The sequence below is a fragment of the Phytohabitans sp. LZ39 genome (assembly GCF_059359075.1).
Map to the genome: position 1 here is coordinate 54,168 of NZ_JCADBM010000038.1, position 19,510 is coordinate 73,677.

Consider the following 19,510-nt stretch of genomic DNA (forward strand, 5'->3'; position numbering starts at 1 on the left):
CTGGAGGATGCATGCGCCGCCAGTTGTGCGCTCTGGTCGCGATCACGGTCGCCTCGGTCGGGCTCTTCCCGGCCGCGGCGTCCGCCGCGCCCACCGACCTGTTCATATCCGAATACATCGAAGGATCGTCAAACAACAAGGCGATCGAGATATACAACGGCACCGGCGCCCCGATCGACCTGGCGGGCGGCGGATACGCGCTCCGCATGTACTTCAACGGGGCCACCACGTTCACGAGTTTCGCGCTGACCGGCACAGTGGCCGACGGCAACGTCTTCGTGTTCGCCCACTCCGCCGCCTCGGCCGCGATCCTCGCCCAGGCCGACCAGACCACCGGCTCGGGCCTCTTCAACGGCGACGACGCGGTCGTGCTGGTCAAGGGCTCTGACGTCCTCGACTCGATCGGCCAGGTCGGCGTCGACCCCGGCGCGGAGTGGGGCACCGGCGTCACCAGCACGGCCGACAACACGCTGCGCCGGCTCACCGCCCCCGACACCGACACCGCCGACGCTTTCGACCCGTCGGCTCAGTGGGAGGGATTCGCGACCGACGCGTTCGACGGTCTCGGCGCCTACGGCGCGAGCGCCTCGCTCGACTGCGGCGCGACGTTGACCACCTCCGCCGGTGTCGCCGCGACCCGGGAGGTGACCGCGACCGACCCCGACGACACGATCGTCGACCTGGCCGTCACCGCGCCGCACGCCGCCATCACGCGGACCTCGTTCACGCCGGCCACCGCGCCCGGCGGCACCGCCACCGCAGTAGTGACCGCCGGCACCGAACTGCCCGCCGGCACGTACCCGGTGACGGTCACCGCCACCGACGCCGACGGCTCGACCGCCACCTGTGGCTTCACCGTGCAGGTCACGACCGTGCTCTCGGTCGGCGAGGTGCAGGGCCAGACCACCGACGCCGAAGACGGCAAGTTCGACCGTTCGCCGCTCGCGCCGGCGTCCGGCAACGGCACGAGCAGCACGCTGTACGACGTGCGCGGCGTGATCACCCAGCGCACGCTGGCCCGCGAGTCGGACGGCGACACCCTGTACGGCTTCTTCCTTCAGAGCCGCACCGGCGCGACCGACGGCGACCCGCTCACCTCCGACGGCATCTTCGTCTTCATGGGCACCTTCACGTCGCTGATCGGCGGGTACGTGCCGGTCGTCGGCGACGAGGTCGTGCTGCGCGCCCGGGTCTCGGAGTTCTTCAACCTGACGCAGCTCTCCAGCGCCTCGCTGGTGCGCGTGATCGACAGTGGTGTCACCGACGTGGCCGTCACCGACGCGCGGCCGCCGGTCGACCTCGCCGCCGCCGACCGGTTCTGGGAGCGGCACGAGGGCGAGCAGATCCGGGTACGCGCCGGCAGCGGCGTGGTCAGCGGGCGGGACGTCTTCGCCTCCACCGCCGACGCCGAGGTGTGGCTCGTCGACAAGGACTCCGCGCTGCTCGACCGGAGCAACCCGTTCGGCCGGCGGGTCTTCCGCGACGCGCACCCCAGCGACAACGTGCCCGGCCAGCTCTTCGACGACGGCAACGGCGAGCGCATCATGCTCGGCAGCATGGGCGTGAAGTGGGCCGCGCAGGACAGCACCACGCTGCTCCCACCGGCGCACACGTTCGACACGCTGAACGGCGACGCGGTGGGCGGCCTCTACTTCTCCTTCGAGAAGTACGGCGTGCAGGCCGTTTCGGCTTCGTTCGGCGAGGGCACCTCGCCGGCCGGCAACGCACCGCCCAAGCCGGCCGCGCGTGACCGCGAGTTCGCCGTGGCGACGTACAACGTGGAGAACCTGTACGACTTCCGTGACGACCCGTTCGACGGCTGCGACTTCACGGGCAACACCGGCTGCCCCGGGGTGCGCCCGCCGTTCGACTACGTGCCGGCCTCCGAGGAGGAGTACCAGACGCAGCTCGGCCACCTCGCCGACCAGATCATCAAGGACCTGCACGGTCCCGACCTGATCCTCGTGCAGGAGGCCGAAGACCAGGACATCTGCACGGTCTCCGGCACCTCGCTGGTCTGCGGCACGGTCGACAACGCCGACGGCGCGCCCGACACGCTCCAGGAGCTCGCGCTGCGCATCCGCTCGGCCGGCGGCCCCGCCTACGCGGCGGCGTACGACCGGAATGGCGCGGACGACCGCGGCATCACGGCCGCGTTCCTCTACCGCACCGACCGGGTGTCGCTCGCCCCGGCCACCGCGGGCGACCCGGTGCTGGGCTCGGCCCCCGCCGTGTCGTACCGGGCGCCCGGTCTGGCGTACAACGCGGACGTGCAAAACCCGAAGGCGCTCAACGCCGACCTCCCCGACGACGTGGACACCTCCACCGGCGTGGACGGCTCGAACGTCTTCACCCGCGCGCCGCAGGTCGGCAAGTTCACCGTCGCGGCCGCACCCGGCTCGTCCGACAAGTTCACGGTGTGGGCGGTCAGCAACCACTATTCGTCCACACCGGACGCTCGCATCGGGCAACGCCGCGAGCAGGCCGCCTACGGTGCCGCGATCGTGACGGCCATCGGCGCCGGCGCGCGCGTCGTCTACGGCGGTGACCTCAACGTCTTCCCGCGCCCCGACGACCCGGTGCAGCCGGTCTCCGACCAGCTCGCCCCGCTGTACGACGCCGGGCTGCACAACCTGTGGGAAGACCTCGCGGCGGACGTGCCCGAGTCGGCATACTCGTACGTCTTCGAGGGCCAGGCCCAGACACTCGACCACCTCTTCGTCAGCCCCGCGCTCCGCGGTGACCTCGTGCAGATGCGGGCGGCCCACGTCAACGCGGACTGGCCGGCGGACTACGACGGAGACGGCTCGCGCGGCTCCAGCGACCACGACCCGCAGGTCGCCCGCTTCCGCTCCAAGCCGACGCTGTCCATCGCCGACGTCTCCGTCGTCGAGGGCAACCGCGGCGAGACCCCGATGACCTTCACGGTGACCGCCTCCCGCCCGCTGCCCCAGCCGGTAGTGCTGTGCGCCGCGACGGTCGGCGTCACCGCCCTGCCCGGCTCCGACTACGACACACTGGTGCGCTGCACCGTGATGCCGGCCGGCGCCACGACCGCCACCTTCACCGTGTCGGTCAACGGCGACCGTAAGCGCGAGGCCGACGAAAAGCTGGCGCTCGTGGTCGGCTCACTGCCCGGCCAGTGGTCCAGCGACCCGATCGCCTACGGCACGATCCTCAACGACGACTGATGCGGTGTGGTCCCTGCCAGGCTCCGCCCTGGCAGGGACCCTTTTTCAGAAGGACCCGTCGTCCACCCACGGCGGCGGCGGCACACCGCGATGTTGCTTCGCCCGCACCTCCCACTGGCTCCGCCGCCTCTGCATGTCGCGGTGTGCCCGGCTCCGGCGAAACGTCTCCGGAGGCCGGGCGAGCCCGTAGGTGTCGGCCCACCACTCGCCAAGCTCCGGATCGAGGATCGTGTCGAGGTGCGCGGGATATCGTCGCCCAGCCCCATCCCGAACATCCTGAAAGTCGGCCATCGGTCGCACGATCCGCCCGCCCTGGTCGACCACAGCGAGGTAGAGGCCCGCGACACCAAGGATGCGCGCGAGCAGATCGACGCTCGGCTTCATGTCGCCGGTCTCCACCTTGCCGATCGTGGACGGTGCCACCCCGGTCGTACGAGCCATCTCCCGCTGGCTCATATCCGCTATCCGCCGAGCGCGCCGCACCAGGCCGGCCACAGGGAAGTCACGCACGCGAGACCCATCTGGCGACGGCTCGGGTGTGGAACCCACACACCGAAGCTCCCACGTCCACTGACCGTCTACAAGCGCCTGTGGATAACCACCGGCTGCTCTGGGGAGCCTTCGAGTGGGGATGGGGTATGTGTGCGGGCTCCTTTGCTCTGCTTCCGTAGAGGAAGCGCCCACCGCTCGGACGGCAGCCGCCCCAGCACCCTCCTGCTTCCTACAGGGCAGCAGAGCAAAGGCGGTCGGCGGCAGATGGTCCGCCGGAAGGCCGTCCGGGGCCTTGTCACCGCTTCCTATGGGGGAGCAGAGCAAATGCGGTTGGAACAAGCACCCCGCCCCCGCGGGCAGGTGGCGCCTTGCGGCGCGCAGCAGCCTGAGCGGTGTCCGGCCTAGTAGCGGGCGCGGAGGGCGGCGGCCGCGTCGAGGGCCCAGTAGGTAAGGATGATCTGGGCGCCGGCCCGCCGGATCGAGGTCAGCGTCTCCAGCATCGCGCGGTCGCGGTCGAGCCAGCCGTTGGCGGCGGCCACCTCGACCATCGCGTACTCGCCGGAGATCTGGTAGGCGGCTACCGGCACGTCGAAGGTCGCGTGGACGGCGGCGATCACGTCGAGGTACGGCAGGGCGGGCTTGACCATCACGATGTCGGCGCCCTCTTCGACATCGAGGGCGACCTCGCGCAGGGCCTCGCGCAGGTTGGGCGGGTCTTGCTGGTAGGTGCGACGGTCGCCGACCAGCGAAGACTCCACCGCCTCGCGGAAGGGGCCGTAGAACGCCGAGGCGTACTTGGCGGCATACGCGAGGATCGCCACCTGCTGGTAGCCGGCCGCGTCCAGCGCCTTGCGGGCCACGCCGACCTGGCCGTCCATCATGCCGGAGGTGCCGACGACGGCCGCACCCGCGGCTGCCTGTGCGACCGCCATCTCGGCGTAGATGGCGAGCGTGGCGTCGTTGTCGACCGAGCCGTCCGGCGCCAGCACGCCGCAGTGGCCGTGCGAGGTGAACTCGTCGAGGCACAGGTCGCTCATCACGACGGTGGCGTCGCCGACCTCGGCGGCCACGTCACGCAGCGCGACGTTGAGGATGCCGTCGGGGTCGGTGCCGGCCGAGCCGGTCTCGTCCTTGGACTCGGTGGCGGGCACGCCGAAGAGCATGATGCCGCCCAGGCCGGCCTGGGCCACCTCGACCGCGGCCTTGCGCAGCGAGTCGCGGGAGTGTTGCACGACGCCGGGCATGGAGGCGATCGGGCGCGGCTCGGTCAGACCCTCCTTGACGAACATCGGGAGGATCAGCTCGGACGGGGCCAGCCTGGTCTCCTCGACCAGCCGGCGGATGGCGGGCGTGCGGCGAAGCCGCCGCAGCCGTACGTCAGGGAAAGGCATCAGCGGAACCTCAGCGCTGTGGGTCCCTGCACCTTCGAGCCGCGGCGCTGTTTGGCTGGCATGGCGGCCAGCTTTTCGCGCAACTCCACGGCGTATCCGGCGAGGGCCTCGACAAGGTCTGGCACGGACGCGTGAGCGGGCTGGACGTCGACCCGGAGGCCGAACTCCGTCGCCGTCTCAGCCGTCTTCGGGCCGATCACGGCGACCACGGTGCGGGTGTGCGGCTTGCCTGCGATACCCACCAGGTTACGCACGGTAGAGGACGACGTGAAGAGGACCGCATCGAAGCCGCCCGATTTAATGGCGTCCCTGATCTCGGCGGGCGGCGGGGCGGCGCGCACCGTGCGGTAGGCGGTGACGTCGTCGACCTCCCACCCGCGCTCGCCCAGGCCTGCCGCCAGCGTCTCGGTGGCGATGTCGGCGCGCGGCAGCAGCACGCGGCCGACCGGGTCGAGCACCTCGTCGTGCGGCGAGAACTCGGCCAGCAGGCCCTCGCTCGACTGCTCGCCCGTTGGCACGAGCTCGGGCTGGATGCCGAACGCGCGCACCGCGTCGGCCGTCGCCTCGCCGATGCAGGCGATCTTTACACCGCCGAAGTGGCGGGCGTCCAGGCCGTGCTCGGCGAACTTCTCCCATACGGCGCGCACCGCGTTGACCGAGGTGAAGATCACCCAGGCGTAGCGGCCGTCGACGAGGCCCTTGACCGCCCGCTCCATCTGGGCCGGTGTGCGCGGTGGCTCGACCGCGATCGTCGGCACCTCGCACGGGATCGCCCCGTAGGCGCGCAGTGCCTCGCTCATCACGCCGGCCTGCTCCTTGGTGCGGGGCACGAGCACCTTCCACCCGTACAGCGGGCGGTTTTCCCACCAGCTCAGCTTGTCGCGGTGGGCGACGCCCTGGCCCAGGGTGAGCACGACGCGGCCGGTGAAGCCGAGCGCGGCAGCCACGAAGCTGTCCACGGTGGACGAAGTGGTGTACTGCGTCTCGCCGGTGCCGTCGCCGGTCACGCCGACCGCAGTCTCGCCGTCCACCCCGGCGGCGAGCAGGCCGTCGCGTACGGCGGCGAGGTCACCCGCGTCGACCGCGAGTGCGAGCGAACCGCGGGCGATGCCGGCGGCGAGCGCCTCGAAGTCCAACGTGGACACGTCGTCGACGTCGGCGGCCGTGCGGACGCCGGGCAGCGGGACACCCGCGTAGGTGGCGACGCCCTCGGCCTGGCCCACGCCGGGCACTACCTCGAAGTGCACGGCGGTACGCGCGACCGCCTGCACCTCCTTGACGACCGAGTCGTGGCCGAACGGGTCGCCGGCGACAAGGTGTACCGCTTGCAGGCCGGAACGGGCCGCGGAGAGCAGCACCTTGGCCACGTCGCCCGGCGCCCCCTCGGCCGGGCTGAACTGGGTGTCGCTTTTGGCTTCCGCCCGGATCGCGTCGAGCAGCGGCTCGGAGACGCCGCGGTCGTACACGACCTGGTCGGCCTCGGTAAGCGCGGCGTGCGCCCGGCGGGTCAGCAGGCCGGGGTCGCCGGGACCGGCCCCGACGAAGGCAATCCGGCCTGCGGGCTTACGGGTGCGACTCATTTTCTGTGCTCCCAAGTAGGGTCTCGGCGCCGCTCTCGACGAGATCGGCGGCGAGAGCCCGTCCGATCTCCGCCGCGGCGGCGGGCGTACCGGTGCGGGACAGGCGGATGTCTCGGGTGCCATCCGGGCTGATCACCGCACCGCGCAAGTAGATCTCTTCACCGCTGTCGCCCTCGGCGACCTCGGCGAAGGCGGCCACCGGAGCACTGCACCCGGCCTCCAGTGTGGCCAGCATCGACCGCTCCGCGGTTACCGCGGCGCGGGTCGATGCGTGGTCGAGCCTCCCCAGCAGCTCGACCAGGTCTTCGTCGTCGATCCGGCACTCCACGGCCAGCGCACCCTGAGCCGGGGCGGGCAGCATCAGCATCGGATCGAGGGTCTCGGTGATCTCGGCGGTGCGGCCGAGGCGGGCGATGCCGGCACGGGCCAGCACGACGGCGTCGAGCTCGCCGCTGCTGACCTTGCGCAGCCGGGTGTCGACGTTGCCCCGGATCGGCACGACCTCCAGCTGGAGCCCGAGCGCGCGCAGCTGCGCCATCCGGCGCAGCGCGCCGGTGCCGATGCGGGCGCCTGGCGGCAGCTCCGCGAGCGTGCGACCTTCGCTGGCCACGAGCGCGTCGCGCGGGTCCTCCCGCGGTGGTACGGCCGCGATGTGCAGACCGCCGGCGGGTGCGGTGGGCAGGTCCTTGTAGGAGTGGACCGCGAAGTCGATCTCCTTGGCGGTCAGCGCGTCGCGCAGGGCGGACACGAAGACGCCCACGCCGAGCTGCTGCACCGGTGCGCTCGACTGGTCGCCGGCGGTCACGATCTCGACCAGCTCGACGTCACGCCCGGTCGCCGCGCGCAGGGCGTCGGCGACGTGGTGGGACTGGGCCAGGGCGAGCGCGCTGCCCCGGGTGCCTAGCCGCAAGGTCACAGCTCCTCCAGATCGGGCACCTCGCCGGCCTGGGCGCTGCGCGGCACCTCGAGGTCGAAGAGCTCGCGCAGCAGTGCCGTGTACTGGTCGCCACCCGGCTCGGCGGCGAGCTGGCGCACGCGGACGGTCGGCGAGTGGAGCAGCCGCTGCACGACGCGGTGCACGGTGTGCGCCACGTCTGCGCGCTGCTCGTCGCTCAGGTCGGGGCGGCGCTGGGACAGCCGGCGCAGCTCGGCGGTGACCACGTCGTCGGCGCGGGTGCGCAGCGCGGCGACGGTGGGTGCGACGTCGGCGCCGCGCATCCAGCCGAGGAACGCATCGACCTCGGCGGCCACGATCGCCTCGACCGCGGCCTCGTCGGCGGCGGCGGGGCCGGTGCGCAGGCTGGCGGCGAGGCGGTCGATGTCGATCACCACGACGCCCGGCACCTCGGCCGCGGCCGGCTCGACGTCGCGCGGCACGGCGAGGTCGAGGATGACCAGCGGCTGGTCACGCCCCTCGACCGCGCGGGCCACCGCCTCGCGGGTCAACACGTGCTCGGTCGAGGCGGTGGCGGTGGCCACGACGTCGACCGCGGACATCGCGGCGGGCAGGTCGGCGAAGGGCACGGCGGTCGCGCCATACGCCGTCGCGAGCCGCTCGGCCCGCTCGGCGCGGCGGTTGGTCACGGTCAGCGGGCCGGCACCGGAACGGGCGAGCGTGGCCAGCGAGAGCGAGCCCATCGCGCCCGCACCGATCACCAGCGCCGGGCGGCCGGCCAGGTCGGCGGCCGGGTGCTCGCAGTCGATGCCGAGCAGGCACTCGTGGTCGTCGGCGAGCGCGGACGCGGCCACGCCGAGCGCGGCGGTCACCACGCTCTGGCCGGCGCGGTCGATGCCGGTCTCGGTGTGTGCCCGCTTGCCGACCCGCAGCGCCTGCTGCATAAGCTCGTGGAGCAGCCGGCCGGCGCTATCGTGGTCGATCGCCGCCTGGTAGGCCTCGCGGAGCTGGCCCAGGATCTGCGCCTCGCCGACGACCATCGAGTCGAGCCCGCTCGCCACCCGGAAGGCGTGCCGCACGGCGGCGGCGTCATAGTGCACGTACAGGTGCTCGGCCAGCTCGTTGGCGGTGCGCCCAGCCTGCTCGCCGAGCACCGAGCAGATCTCGGTGAGGCCGCCGTGGAAGCCGTTGACCGCCGCGTACACCTCTACGCGGTTGCACGTGGAGAGCACGACCGCCTCGCTCACGTACGCCTGGGCGAGGAGCCGGTCGAGAACGGTGGCGAGGCCGGCCGGCGCGACGGCGATCTGCTCGAGGATCGAGACCGGCGCAGTACGGTACGACGCGCCTACGACGATGAGGTTCACGTGCCGACCGCCTCCTCCGTCCCGGTAGCGGAGAGCCCACCCGGCAGCGCCGTCAGGCCACCCGTGGGGCCGGTGGCCGGCAGAGAGGTGAGCGATGCCTTGCGGTGCTCGTGGAACGAGAGGATCTGGAGCTCGATCGCGAGATCGACCTTGCGGACGTCGACCCCCTCGGGTACCGAGAGTACGCAAGGAGCGAAGTTGAGAATGCTCGTCACGCCCGCGGCGACCAGCTGGTCGGCGACGCTTTGCGCGGCACCGGCCGGAGTGGCGATCACGCCAATGGCGATCGACTCGGCGGCGGCGATCTCCGCGAGGTCTTCGATATGGCGCACGACCAGCCCGTTTATCCGCTCACCAACCCGCGAGGGGTCGGCGTCGAAAAGGGCGGCGATGCGGAATCCACGGGTGGCGAAGCCGGCGTAGCCCGCAAGAGCGTGACCGAGGTTACCCACGCCGACGAGCGCCACCGCGCGACGCTGCGTGAGACCCAACACATACTCGATCTGCTCGATCAGCAGGGCCACGTCGTAACCGACACCACGCGTCCCGTATGAACCCAGGTGTGACAGGTCTTTGCGCAGCTTGGCCGAGTTGACCCCCGCGGCGCTGGCCAGGCCCTCGCTGGAAACGGTGTCGTGGCCGGACTCGGCGAGGTTGTGCAGTGCACGGAGGTACTCCGGAAGGCGGGCCACCGTGGCCTCGGGCAGGTCCGGAAGGGCCGGGACCGCACCGGGCTGCCCGGACTGACCGCCGGGGCGCTGCTGACTCATGTGACTCCGTGCTCCGTGGGGAACCCACCGTCGACAGGCTTGGAGGCCTGTGCTAGCGGGGCGCTACGAACTAACAGACTAGGCGCTTGTGAAGTCGTGCACAAATCGCGATCTTGATCAAGCGACTCAGCCGCCGAGGTACGCCAGCACCGCCAATACGCGCCGGTGCTGCTCCTCGTCGGGCGGCAGTTGAAGCTTGGTGAAGATGTTGCGTACATGCTTTTCTACCGCACCATCACTCACCACGAGAATCCTCGCGATTGCTGTGTTCGACCGGCCCTCCGCCATCAGCGCCAGCACCTCCCGCTCGCGCGGAGTCAGCTCGCGCAGCGGGTCGTCGCGGCGCCGCCGCACCAGCAGCTGGCTCACCACCTCGGGGTCGAGCACGGTGCCACCGGAGGCGACCCGGCCGACCGCGTCGAGGAACTCCGCGATCGCGGCCACCCGGTCCTTGAGCAGATAACCGACCGCGCCGGCCCGGTCGGCGAGCAGGTCGTCGGCGTACGACACCTCGACGTACTGGGAGAGCACCAGGATGGGCGTGCGCGGCACCCGCGCGCGGGCGGTCACCGCCGCGCGCAGTCCCTCGTCGGTGTGATTGGGCGGCATGCGCACGTCGACGATCGAGATGTCCGGCCGGTGCTCCTCGATCGCCGCGACGAGGCTGTCTCCGTCGCCCACCGCGGCGACGACCTCGTGCCCGTTTTCGGTCAGCAGCCGGACGAGGCCCTCCCGGAGGAGGACCGCGTCATCGGCGATCACGACGCGCATGGGGCTTTCTAGCTTGTCGCCAGTCAGCATGGCAACTCGGCGCGTACCTCGGTCGGGCCGCCCACCGGGCTGAGCACGTCGAGCCTGCCGCCGTTCGCGGTCAGCCGGTCGGCGATGCCGGCCAGGCCGTGCCCCTTGGAGACGTGCGCGCCACCGTCGCCGTCGTCGATGATGTCGATCTTCAGGTGGTCGCCCGCCCGGGAGACGACCACCCAGCACTCGGTGGCGCCGCTGTGCTTGGCCACGTTGGTGAGCGCCTCGGCCACCACGAAGTACGCCGTGGTCTCCACCGACGGCTCCAGCCGGCCCAGCTTGGGGTCGATGGTGAGGTCGACCGGGATCACGCCGCGGGCGGCCAGCGCGGCGAGCGCGCTCGGCAGGCCCCGGTCGACGAGGATCGGCGGCGCGATGCCCCGGGAGAGCGCCCGGAGCTCGGCGAGCGTGTCGCGGGTCTGGCTGAGCGCCTCGTCGAGCGTGCGCCGGGCCGCCTCGGGGTCGGTCTCCATCTGCTGCTGCGCCCGGCCCAGGTCCATGGCCAGCCGCACGAGCCGCTGCTGCGGGCCGTCGTGGATGTCGCGCTCGAGGCGGCGCAGCGCGTTGGCCTCGGCGGAGACGGCCGCCCGCTTCTGCTCCTCCAGCACCGTGATCCGGTTGCGCATCTCGGCCACGCCGGTCAGCAGCGCCTTGCCGAAGCTCGCCTCCAGCACCGCGCACCCCCGCACGACGACCGGCAGCGTGATCAGGAAGAACAGGCCGAACGCGGTGTACATGGCGATGCGGGCGCCGATCGAGTCGCCGAGGCCGAGCAGCTCGGCAAGATCCTGGTCGTCCGGGCCGTTGGGGATCGCCCAGGCGTACGACCAGTAGGTGAGGCCGCCGATCGTGCCGGCCCACCAGGTGACCGTGACGCAGAACGAGAAGACCGTGACCGGGAACTTGACGATGCCGTGGGCCAGGTCGAGCCAGGACTGGGCGTCGACGATCGGCGTGATCACGCGACGCCACACGCCGGCGCCCTCCTCGGCGCTCCGGTACTGCGGCCGGACCCGGTCCTGGCGCAGTACGAGCGGCATGCGCAGCCGCTCGATGTCGGCGAACCCGCGGGCCGCGTACAGCGCGCCGGCCAGGATCGGCAGGCCGATGACGGTGATGCCGAGCCCGGTACCGAGGGCCAGCCCGGTGATCAGCACGACGAACGAGGCCACCGCGATCGGGAAGCCCAGCAGTACATAGCCGGTGTCGGCCGCCAGTTGGCGGAGCATGGGACGGCGGGCGCTCGGCTGTGCGCTGGCGCTCGTGAGTGCGGTGGTGGTCATGTCATCGACGCTAGGCATCGGGCTGGCTGGCTCCCATCCCGTCGGCTGGCCTCTTGGCGGTAGGGCTTTCCCTACTACACCATCTAGGCGGCCGCCGCGAGGCGCACGGCTTCCACGAGGGAGTCGGCCACCGGTACGCCGACCGCGCGCAGCCGGGCCGGGTCGGTGAAGCCGCCGGTGTAGAGCACGCAGCGGGCGCCGACCGAGGCGGCCGCGTCGGCGTCGTCGACCGAGTCGCCGATCAGCACCGCCGTCGAGCCCTCCACGCCCAGCTCAGCCAGGTGGCGGGCGAGGTGCTCGGCCTTGAGGTCGCCACCGACCGTGCCCCGCAGCCCGTCGATCCGGGCCAGCAGGGCGGTGAGGCCGCGCCGCTCGACCTCGGGTACGAGCTCGTCGTGAAACCACATGGAGAGCAGCGACTGCGTGCCGGACCAACTGGTCATGGCGGCCTGGGCGTCGGCAGCCAGCCCGCACGTGGTCAGGCCCAGCCGGTACGCGTCGTGGAAGATCTTGTCGAGCCGGCCGAACTCGCCCTCTTCGAGCGCCCGCCCCAGCACGTCGGCGTAGAACTCGGCGACCGGCCGGCGGAAGGCGAGGCGGTGTGCCTCGGCGCTCAGCGCCGGCCCGGAGAGGCTGGCGAACACCGCGTTCGTCGAGGAGACGACCAGCGGAAGATCATCGAGAAGAGTGCCATTCCAATCCCACACCAGGTGCGCTCTCGTCACCCGGAAACTTTACTGGGCGGCCCGCAGATCGCGGAGAAGGCGTTCTTCCTCCACCCGCCAGTAGCCGTGCTCCTTGCCGTCGAGCAGGGTCACCGGCACGCGGTCGCCGTACTCCGCTTCAAGCTCGCGGTCGGACTCCACGTCGACCTCGACCCAGCGCTCGCCGGTGGCGGCCGCGACCCGCTCGATCGCCTCCTTGGCGACGTCGCAGAGATGGCAGCCGGAACGCGTGATCAGCGTCAGCCGGGCATCGCTCACTGGACGGCCTCCGAGCGCAGCAACGTCTTGCGCACCTTGCCGGTCGGCGAGTGCGGCAGCGACGGCACGAACTCGATCGCGGTCGGGCTCTTGAACCGGGCCAGGTTGCGCTCGCAGTGCCGCTGAAGCTCGGCCACGGTCAGCTCGCTGCCCGGCTCACGCACCACGTACGCCTTCACCGTCTGACCGGTTTGCGGGTGCGGCGCGCCGAGCACGGCGGCCTCGGCCACGCCGGGGCAGGCCTGGATCACCAACTCCACCTCGTGAGGGTAGACGTTGAACCCGGAGACCAGGATCAGCTCACCCAGGCGGTCGACGAGGAAGAGGTCGCCGTCGGCGTCCGCGTAGGCCACGTCGCCGGTCGCCCACCAGCCCTCGCTGCCCGGCCCGTCGCGCCCGTCCGGCCAGTACCCGGAGAAGAGGTTGGCGCCGCGCACCACGATCTCGCCGGGGTCGGTGCCCGGCGACTCCAGCTCGACCAGCAGCTCGTCTTCGGCGTCGGGGTCGACCGTGCCGTCGCGCCAGATGTCACCGCCGTCGGCGGCCACCAGCCGCAGCTCCACGCCCGGGATCGGCTGCCCGATCGAGCCGATCTTCGGCGCGCCGCTCAGCATCGTCGAGGTGAGCACGGGCGCGGTCTCGGTCAGCCCGTACCCGACGAAGACCTGGCGTCCGGTCGCGTCGGCGATGTGCGCCGCGGTGGCCGGCTCGAGCGGCGCGGCGCCGCACACCACCAGCCGCACCGAGCCGAACGCGCCGCCCAGCTCGGGCCGCGCCGCCCAGCCCGCGTACATCGAGGGGACGCCGACCACGGCCGTGACCGCGTGGCGGTCGATGGTCTCCAGCGTGGCGGCCGGGTCGAACCGCTCCACCAGCACGCCGCACGCGGCGTGGAAGGCCACCGCGCCGAGCCCCGAGTTGAGCCCGTAGGCGTGGAACAGTGGCACGGCCAGCAGCAGCACGTCATCCGGCCCGACGACCGAAGGCACGCGCGCGACCTGCACGTGGTTGGCGATCAGCGCGCGGTGGGACAGCATCGCGCCCTTCGGGCTGCCCTCCGTGCCCGAGGTGTAGAGGAGCACGGCCAGGTCTTCACCGCCGGACTCGCCGGCCGGCGGCGGGCCGTCCAGGTCCGACATCTCCACGTGTACCGCCGAGAGCGCGGGCAGCTCGCCCCGGATCCCGTCGATCGTGTCGCGGACCTGCTCGGTGCAGACGAGCGCGGCGGCGGCCGAGTCGGCGAGGACATGGCGCAGCTCGCGGGCGGTGTACTCCGGGTTGATCGGCACCGCGGCGAGCCCGGCCCGCAGCGCGCCGAAGAGCGCGACCGCGAAGTCGGGTGTGTTGTGCAGTGCGATCGCCACCCGCGCCGGGTGTCCCATGGTGTCTCGGCCGACGACGAGCGCGCCCAGGCCGCGGGCCGCCTTGTCCACCCTGGCGTCGAGCTCGCCCCAGGTAACGGTCTCGCCGCGCCAGACCAGCGCCGGCCGGTCGGCACCCACACGCGCCGCACGGCGCACGTAGTCGGCCAGGTTGTGGGCGGTTGCGTCGGCATCGGCTGGTTCGTGCACGCTCACAGGGTAGTGTGACGCGCCTTACTTCGGTGTCGTCTGATGTTCACATCGGGCGCACCTGCGTCAGGTACACCTGCTTAGGCTCGAAGACGCACGAACGGGGTGCGCGCGGCGTGTCGCGCTGGTCGTCACCCGAACGGGGGCTCCGTTACCCCTGTCGGGTGTCCGACGCCGCACACGGTGTGCGACAGATGCGCCCACGATCGGTAAATAATTCGGCTCTGTGTAACGGACTCCGCACACGTGGGTGATGTTGGCCCTATTATCTCTGGGTCGGCTCACCCCTTTTGCCGTGAGTCGACACCCCTCACCCCGAGGAGGCCGCCGTGCCCGTTAACGCACCGCACCAGCACCTCATGGGTGTGTGTCGCCCTATGGCGCGTCCTGTCCCGCTGGTAGGGGACCGCGCCAGACCCGGCACATGCCCGATGATGGCGCTGCGCGGGGTCACGGAGGAGGGGCAGTGACGGCCTACACGTACCAGGAGCTGTACGCGCAGATGGCACTCGCCCAGGGTCTGCGGACTCTGCGCCTGGCCATGAACGACATGGGCACCAGGCACACCCGCAACAGGACGCCACACGTCAACGAGACTCCCGGGCGCCACGTGCCGGGCTCCAACGCGAAGCCGGTCGGCGGCCGCGTCGTCGCGCCGGGCCGCCCGTCGATGCCGGCCCAGCCGGCGCAGGGGCACAACCCAGCCGACCCGGGTGCGCGGTCGGGTGGCGACACCGACACCGCGGTGTTGCCGGTCGTCGAGACCGGTCCACCCAGCGGGGGCAGCACGCCACCGACGAGGTACCCCGACCGCCCCGACCCCACCGACGCGGCCGCCGAGGTGTGGGCGCTGGTCGAGCGGGCACAGGCCGGCGAGGCCGAGGCGTTCGGCCTGATCTACGACCGCTACGTCGACACCGTCTTCAGGTTCGTCTACTTCCGGGTCGGCAACCGCCAGCTCGCCGAAGACCTCACCTCCGACACCTTCCTGCGCGCCCTCAAGCGCATCGGCAGCTTCACCTGGCAGGGCCGCGACCTCGGCGCCTGGCTGGTCACGATCGCCCGCAACCTTGTCGCCGACCACTTCAAGTCCGGCCGCTACCGCCTCGAGGTGACGACCGGCGACGTCCTGGACGCCGACCGCGAAGACCGCGGGCCGGAGGGCAGCCCCGAGGCCGCCGTCGTCGACCACATCACCAACGTCGCCCTGCTGACCGCCGTCAAGCAGCTCAACCCCGAGCAGCAGGAGTGCATCGTCCTCCGCTTCCTGCAAGGCTTCTCCGTCGCCGAGACCGCCCAGGCGATGGGTAAGAACGAGGGGGCCATCAAGGCCCTTCAGTACCGGGCGGTACGCGCACTCGCCCGGCTGCTGCCGGACGGGTTCCAACCGTGATCCTCCTCACTCTTCGTAATTGCGCTTCGCGCGCACCCGTAACCGGTCGTGCCCACCCTGCGTTTGTATTGGTGCGACCGGCGGTGGCGCTGACATCCCCCCTGGCCCATCACGCGGTATCCGCTGCCGTCGCACCGGTCGGCGAGGACGCCGGCCGCGCAGCCGTGACCAGCGAAGGGAGGTGCCCGCGGTGACCACTAACGTCTTCTACCGCCGGCGCGCCGAGCGCTTCGCGCAGCTCCTCGACGAGGCCGGCGGCGGACGCCGACACCACGTGCGCGACCGTGCCGACGAGGAGCTCGCCGAGCTCATCGCGGTCAGCGACCATCTGATCGCCGTAAAGCCGCAGGTCGAGATCGACCCCGACTTCCGCACTGGCCTACGGGCGATGCTCGTGGCCAAGGCGGAGCGCGACGGGATAGGCGCGACCGCGGTCGAGGCACCCGAGCCCGACTTCACCGCGGAGACCCGGCCACGGTTCACCGGTCGCCGGATCCGCGCCCGCGGCGCCGTGATCGTCGGTGTGGCGGTCGGCGCGATCGCCGTCTCCGGCATGTCCGCGGCCAGCGAAAACGCGATGCCCGGCGACGCGCTGTACGGCGTCAAGCGCTCCACCGAGCGGGCCCAGCTCGCGCTCGCCAGCTCCGACGTCACCCGCGGCCAGCTCTTCCTCGACTTCGCCCGCACGCGGCTCGCCGAGGCGGGGGCGGTGCGCGACACGGCCGGGTTCGCCGGCGTGCTCGACGACATGGATGGCGACACCCGCGAGGGCGCCAAGCTGCTGCACGGCGCGGCGATCGCCCGGCGCGACGCGACCCCGCTCGACGCGGTCGACACGTTCGTGAGCGGGCAGCGCCAGCAGATCACCAAGATGCTCGACCGCCTGCCGACCGCGAGCCGCGACCGGGCGGTGACGTCGCTGGCCGTGCTCGACCAGGTCAGCCAGCGTTCCAAGGCCCTGCGCACCACGCTCGAGTGCGGCGACGCGGCCACGGTCGGCGCCGACGCACTCGGCCCGAAGCCGGGCACCTGCTGGTCGGCGCCGAGCCAGGGCCGTCCGGGTCCGGCCTCGGATCCGGACAGCTCGCAGCGTGAGGGCACCAAGCCGGCGCCGGAGCGTTCGGAGGGCGCCGGCGCCAAGCCCGCGGGCGGCGAAGCCACCCAGCCACCGGGCACACCCGCTCCGGGTGGCTCGGCGCCGGCCGGCCAGCCGGAGCCCAGCCCGTCCAGCACCGACGACGGTCTCCTCGACGGCCTGGGACGCATTCTCGGTGACCTGCTGGGCTAGGGACGGCCTCCGCTTTAGGGGTGATTCAGGACCCTGTTGGCTACCCTCCCTAGGAGGGAGCCAGAGGGAGGTCCACGCGTGGCGCGCACCCGCAGGGTCGGCGGAAAGTCCAAGAAGGTGACTGTCAGCACCGACGCCTATGGCCACACCGCGGGCTGGGCCGCCACCGATCTGGAGGCGGCCCTGGCCGTCCCGCCAGACAGCGAGGCCGCCGCGTTCTTCGACGTCGACAACACGATGATGCAGGGCGCCTCGATCTACTGGTTCGCCCGCGGGCTCGCCTCCCGTAAGTACCTGACGACCGGCGACCTGGCCCGGTTCGCCTGGCAGCAGGCCCGCTTCCGGCTGCTCGCCCGGGAAAACGCCGGCGACATGTCCAAGGCCAAGGCCACCGCGCTGGCGTTCGTCGAGGGCTGGCGGGTCGACGACATGGAGCGCCTCAGCGAGGAGATCTTCGACGAGCTGATGGCCGAGCGGATCTGGGCCGGCACCCGGGCGCTCGCCCAGCTCCACCTCGACGCCGGCCAGCGGGTCTGGCTGGTCAGCGCGGCGCCGGTCGAGCTCGGCCGGGTGATCGCCGAGCGGCTCGGCCTCACCGGCGCGGTGGGCACGGTCGCCGAGGTGCAAGACGGCGCGTACACCGGGCGGCTGGTCGGCGACCTGATGCACGGCCCGGCGAAGGCGGACGCGATCCTCCAGCTGGCCACGGTCGAGGGCCTCGACCTGTCCCGCTGCACGGCGTACAGCGACTCGTCCAACGACATCCCGATGCTGTCGATCGTCGGTAACGCGGTCGCCGTCAACCCGGACAGCGCGCTGCGTGCCGAGGCCCGCGAGCGGGGCTGGGAGGTCCGCGACTTCCGCACCGGCCGCAAGGCCGCCAAGATCGCCGTACCGACGACCGCCGCCACCGCGGTGCTGTTCGGCGCCGTAGCGGCCGGGGTAGCCATGCGCCGCCGCCGGTCCCGCCGATGACCTTGACGGCCGGGCGACCGGTGGTGCCCGCGCCACGATCCGGCCGGCGTCCCAGCCCTCGACGGACGGTCGGCCTGGCCGGCCTCGGCGTCGCGCTGGCGGCGGCCGGCACGCTGCTGGCCCTCTCGCCCGACCACGAGCCGCCCGCCGGCCCCCAGCCGCCACGCACGGTCGCCCAGGTGTGGCCGGACGCCGAGCGCGCCGATTTCTCCGGTTCGTCCTACAGCCCGGCCTACTTCCTCGACGCCAAGACCTCGCTCGGCACGGCACCCGACGCGGACGGCACCCACCAGCGACTCGTGCTGCGCGGCGCCGACGGCTCCCTGCGCGAGCTGCGCAGCCTGCCGGCCGAGGCCACACCACAGTTCGGTGGCTTCGTACGCGACGGTGACCAGGTCGCCTGGACGGAGTCGGTCAGCGGCGCGGACGGCACCGCCCGCACCCAGATGTGGGCCGCCGACGTGGCGAGCGGCGCGGCGCCCCGCATGCTCACCGAGGACACCGGCGACGTGGTGCTCTTCAACTCCCAGTACGACATGGTGATCGCCGCCGGCCGCCTGCACTGGGTGTCGGTCTCGCCGCAGGGCGACACGAAGACCGAGATCCGCTCGGTGCCGCTCACCGGCGGCCCGGTCTCGGTGCGCACCGAGCCAGGCGCCTGGGCGCTGTCGGCGTGGCCCTGGCTGGTGAGCGCCGGCAGCGGCCAGACCGGCCCGGTGCAGCTGCGCGACCTGGACACCCGGCAGGTCCGCACCGTGCAGGCCGCGTCCACCGAGCTGGCCACCTGCGGCCCGGCCTGGTGCCGCGTGCTGGTACTCGCCGGCGACGGCCCCTCCCGCATCGACCTGATGCGCCCGGACGGCACCGACCGCCGCCGCATCGCGGGCGGCGCGGCCACGGCCTCCGTGATCGACGTGGCGCTGCTCGACAGGTTCGAGGTGCTCTCACAGAGCAACGGCGACCAGAGTGCGCCGATCAGCGCGCAGCAGCTGCTGCTCTACGACCTGAAGGAAAAGCGAGTCGTCGTGGTGGCCGACGGCGTCGGGATCGTGCAGAGCCGCGGCGGGCTGCTCTGGTGGTCGACCGGCAACAACGAAACGACCGCCTGGCACACGTTGGACCTACGCACACTCAGGTAGAGGATCCGCCCCAATAGCCAGATTTACCCCCGTCCGCGTCACTTGCAGACCGTATGCTCCCGCGGGCACCGCTCCGGCCGGCGGCTCGCCAGGGCTCGCCGAAAACCCCGGCCTCCGCTGCCGGCTCCGCGGCACAAGCCCACCCCGACCCCGCAGCGTCTGAGGCCGCGCCGCCAGCGGCGAGGAACGCACAGTAAGCAGATGGGACGCGAGACTTCGCGCCACTCACCTCGTCGCGGCGATCACTCAGCGCGACGAGGGTAACCACAACCAACAGCGAATGGGTGAGGCCGCGGGAGCAACGGCCTGGGCCACGACGGACAGAGATGATGTTTGTGAGCACCTCCCGTCGGGGGTCTGACCCTACGACGGACTGACTTCGGGTCTT

The 19,510-nt window shown here is 72.0% G+C and carries 16 protein-coding genes; 5 read left to right on the plus strand and 11 right to left on the minus strand.

Annotated features, from left to right (window positions below; genetic code table 11):
- Nucleotides 1–11 precede the first annotated feature (11 nt).
- A complete protein-coding gene (locus tag AC5L36_RS43115) occupies nt 12–3,191 on the plus strand; it encodes a lamin tail domain-containing protein (protein ID WP_441221919.1) in 3,180 nt (1,059 codons plus the stop codon).
- Nucleotides 3,192–3,236: 45 nt separating this feature from the next.
- Here the strand turns inward: AC5L36_RS43115 and AC5L36_RS43120 are convergent, their stop codons facing one another.
- The 11 genes from AC5L36_RS43120 to AC5L36_RS43170 form a co-directional block, all read right to left on the minus strand.
- Nucleotides 3,237–3,701, minus strand: coding sequence for a helix-turn-helix transcriptional regulator (locus AC5L36_RS43120; protein WP_441221917.1), 465 nt, complete (start codon nt 3,699–3,701; stop codon nt 3,237–3,239).
- A 383-nt stretch (nt 3,702–4,084) separates the two neighbouring features.
- Nucleotides 4,085–5,074: a porphobilinogen synthase gene (hemB, locus tag AC5L36_RS43125; RefSeq protein ID WP_441221915.1), complete on the minus strand. Its 990-nt coding sequence runs from the start codon at nt 5,072–5,074 to the stop codon at nt 4,085–4,087.
- Nucleotides 5,074–6,654 carry a bifunctional uroporphyrinogen-III C-methyltransferase/uroporphyrinogen-III synthase gene (locus tag AC5L36_RS43130; protein WP_441221913.1) on the minus strand — a complete coding sequence of 527 codons (1,581 nt, stop codon included), beginning with the start codon at nt 6,652–6,654 and terminating at the stop codon, nt 5,074–5,076. Before AC5L36_RS43130 ends, hemB begins: the two co-directional genes overlap by 1 nt.
- Complete coding sequence (hemC, locus tag AC5L36_RS43135) at nt 6,638–7,570, minus strand: hydroxymethylbilane synthase (RefSeq protein WP_441221911.1); 933 nt, start codon at nt 7,568–7,570, stop codon at nt 6,638–6,640. Before hemC ends, AC5L36_RS43130 begins: the two co-directional genes overlap by 17 nt.
- Nucleotides 7,567–8,916 carry a glutamyl-tRNA reductase gene (locus tag AC5L36_RS43140; RefSeq protein ID WP_441221909.1) on the minus strand — a complete coding sequence of 450 codons (1,350 nt, stop codon included), beginning with the start codon at nt 8,914–8,916 and terminating at the stop codon, nt 7,567–7,569. The genes hemC and AC5L36_RS43140 overlap by 4 nt, the downstream gene beginning before the upstream one ends.
- Nucleotides 8,913–9,686 carry a redox-sensing transcriptional repressor Rex gene (locus tag AC5L36_RS43145; RefSeq protein WP_441221907.1) on the minus strand — a complete coding sequence of 258 codons (774 nt, stop codon included), beginning with the start codon at nt 9,684–9,686 and terminating at the stop codon, nt 8,913–8,915. Before AC5L36_RS43145 ends, AC5L36_RS43140 begins: the two co-directional genes overlap by 4 nt.
- 126 nt (nt 9,687–9,812) lie before the next feature.
- The gene (locus AC5L36_RS43150; protein ID WP_441221905.1) at nt 9,813–10,457 is read right to left on the minus strand and encodes a response regulator transcription factor; all 645 of its coding nucleotides are present in this window, start codon (nt 10,455–10,457) and stop codon (nt 9,813–9,815) included.
- 23 nt (nt 10,458–10,480) lie between these two features.
- A complete protein-coding gene (locus AC5L36_RS43155; protein ID WP_441221903.1) occupies nt 10,481–11,773 on the minus strand; it encodes a sensor histidine kinase in 1,293 nt (430 codons plus the stop codon).
- 83 nt (nt 11,774–11,856) lie between these two features.
- The gene (locus AC5L36_RS43160) at nt 11,857–12,498 is read right to left on the minus strand and encodes an HAD family hydrolase (RefSeq protein WP_441221901.1); all 642 of its coding nucleotides are present in this window, start codon (nt 12,496–12,498) and stop codon (nt 11,857–11,859) included.
- A 9-nt stretch (nt 12,499–12,507) separates the two neighbouring features.
- Nucleotides 12,508–12,756 carry a glutaredoxin family protein gene (locus AC5L36_RS43165; RefSeq protein ID WP_441221899.1) on the minus strand — a complete coding sequence of 83 codons (249 nt, stop codon included), beginning with the start codon at nt 12,754–12,756 and terminating at the stop codon, nt 12,508–12,510.
- Nucleotides 12,753–14,327 (minus strand): AMP-binding protein, encoded by a 1,575-nt coding sequence (locus AC5L36_RS43170; protein WP_441221898.1) that lies wholly within the window; start codon nt 14,325–14,327, stop codon nt 12,753–12,755. Before AC5L36_RS43170 ends, AC5L36_RS43165 begins: the two co-directional genes overlap by 4 nt.
- A 541-nt stretch (nt 14,328–14,868) precedes the next feature.
- Here AC5L36_RS43170 and AC5L36_RS43175 point away from each other — a divergent pair.
- The 4 genes from AC5L36_RS43175 to AC5L36_RS43190 all read left to right on the plus strand — a co-directional run bounded on the left by AC5L36_RS43175 (nt 14,869) and on the right by AC5L36_RS43190 (nt 19,122).
- The gene (locus tag AC5L36_RS43175; RefSeq protein ID WP_441222252.1) at nt 14,869–15,720 is read left to right on the plus strand and encodes an ECF subfamily RNA polymerase sigma factor, BldN family; all 852 of its coding nucleotides are present in this window, start codon (nt 14,869–14,871) and stop codon (nt 15,718–15,720) included.
- 190 nt (nt 15,721–15,910) lie between these two features.
- Entirely contained in the window at nt 15,911–17,008 is a 1,098-nt protein-coding gene (locus AC5L36_RS43180; RefSeq protein WP_441221896.1) for a DUF5667 domain-containing protein, read from the plus strand.
- Nucleotides 17,009–17,086: 78 nt separating this feature from the next.
- Nucleotides 17,087–17,983, plus strand: a complete 897-nt coding sequence (locus AC5L36_RS43185; protein WP_441221894.1) for an HAD family hydrolase — start codon at nt 17,087–17,089, stop codon at nt 17,981–17,983.
- Entirely contained in the window at nt 17,980–19,122 is a 1,143-nt protein-coding gene (locus AC5L36_RS43190; protein ID WP_441221892.1) for a hypothetical protein, read from the plus strand. The genes AC5L36_RS43185 and AC5L36_RS43190 overlap by 4 nt, the downstream gene beginning before the upstream one ends.
- The last annotated feature ends 388 nt before the right edge of the window (nt 19,123–19,510 follow it).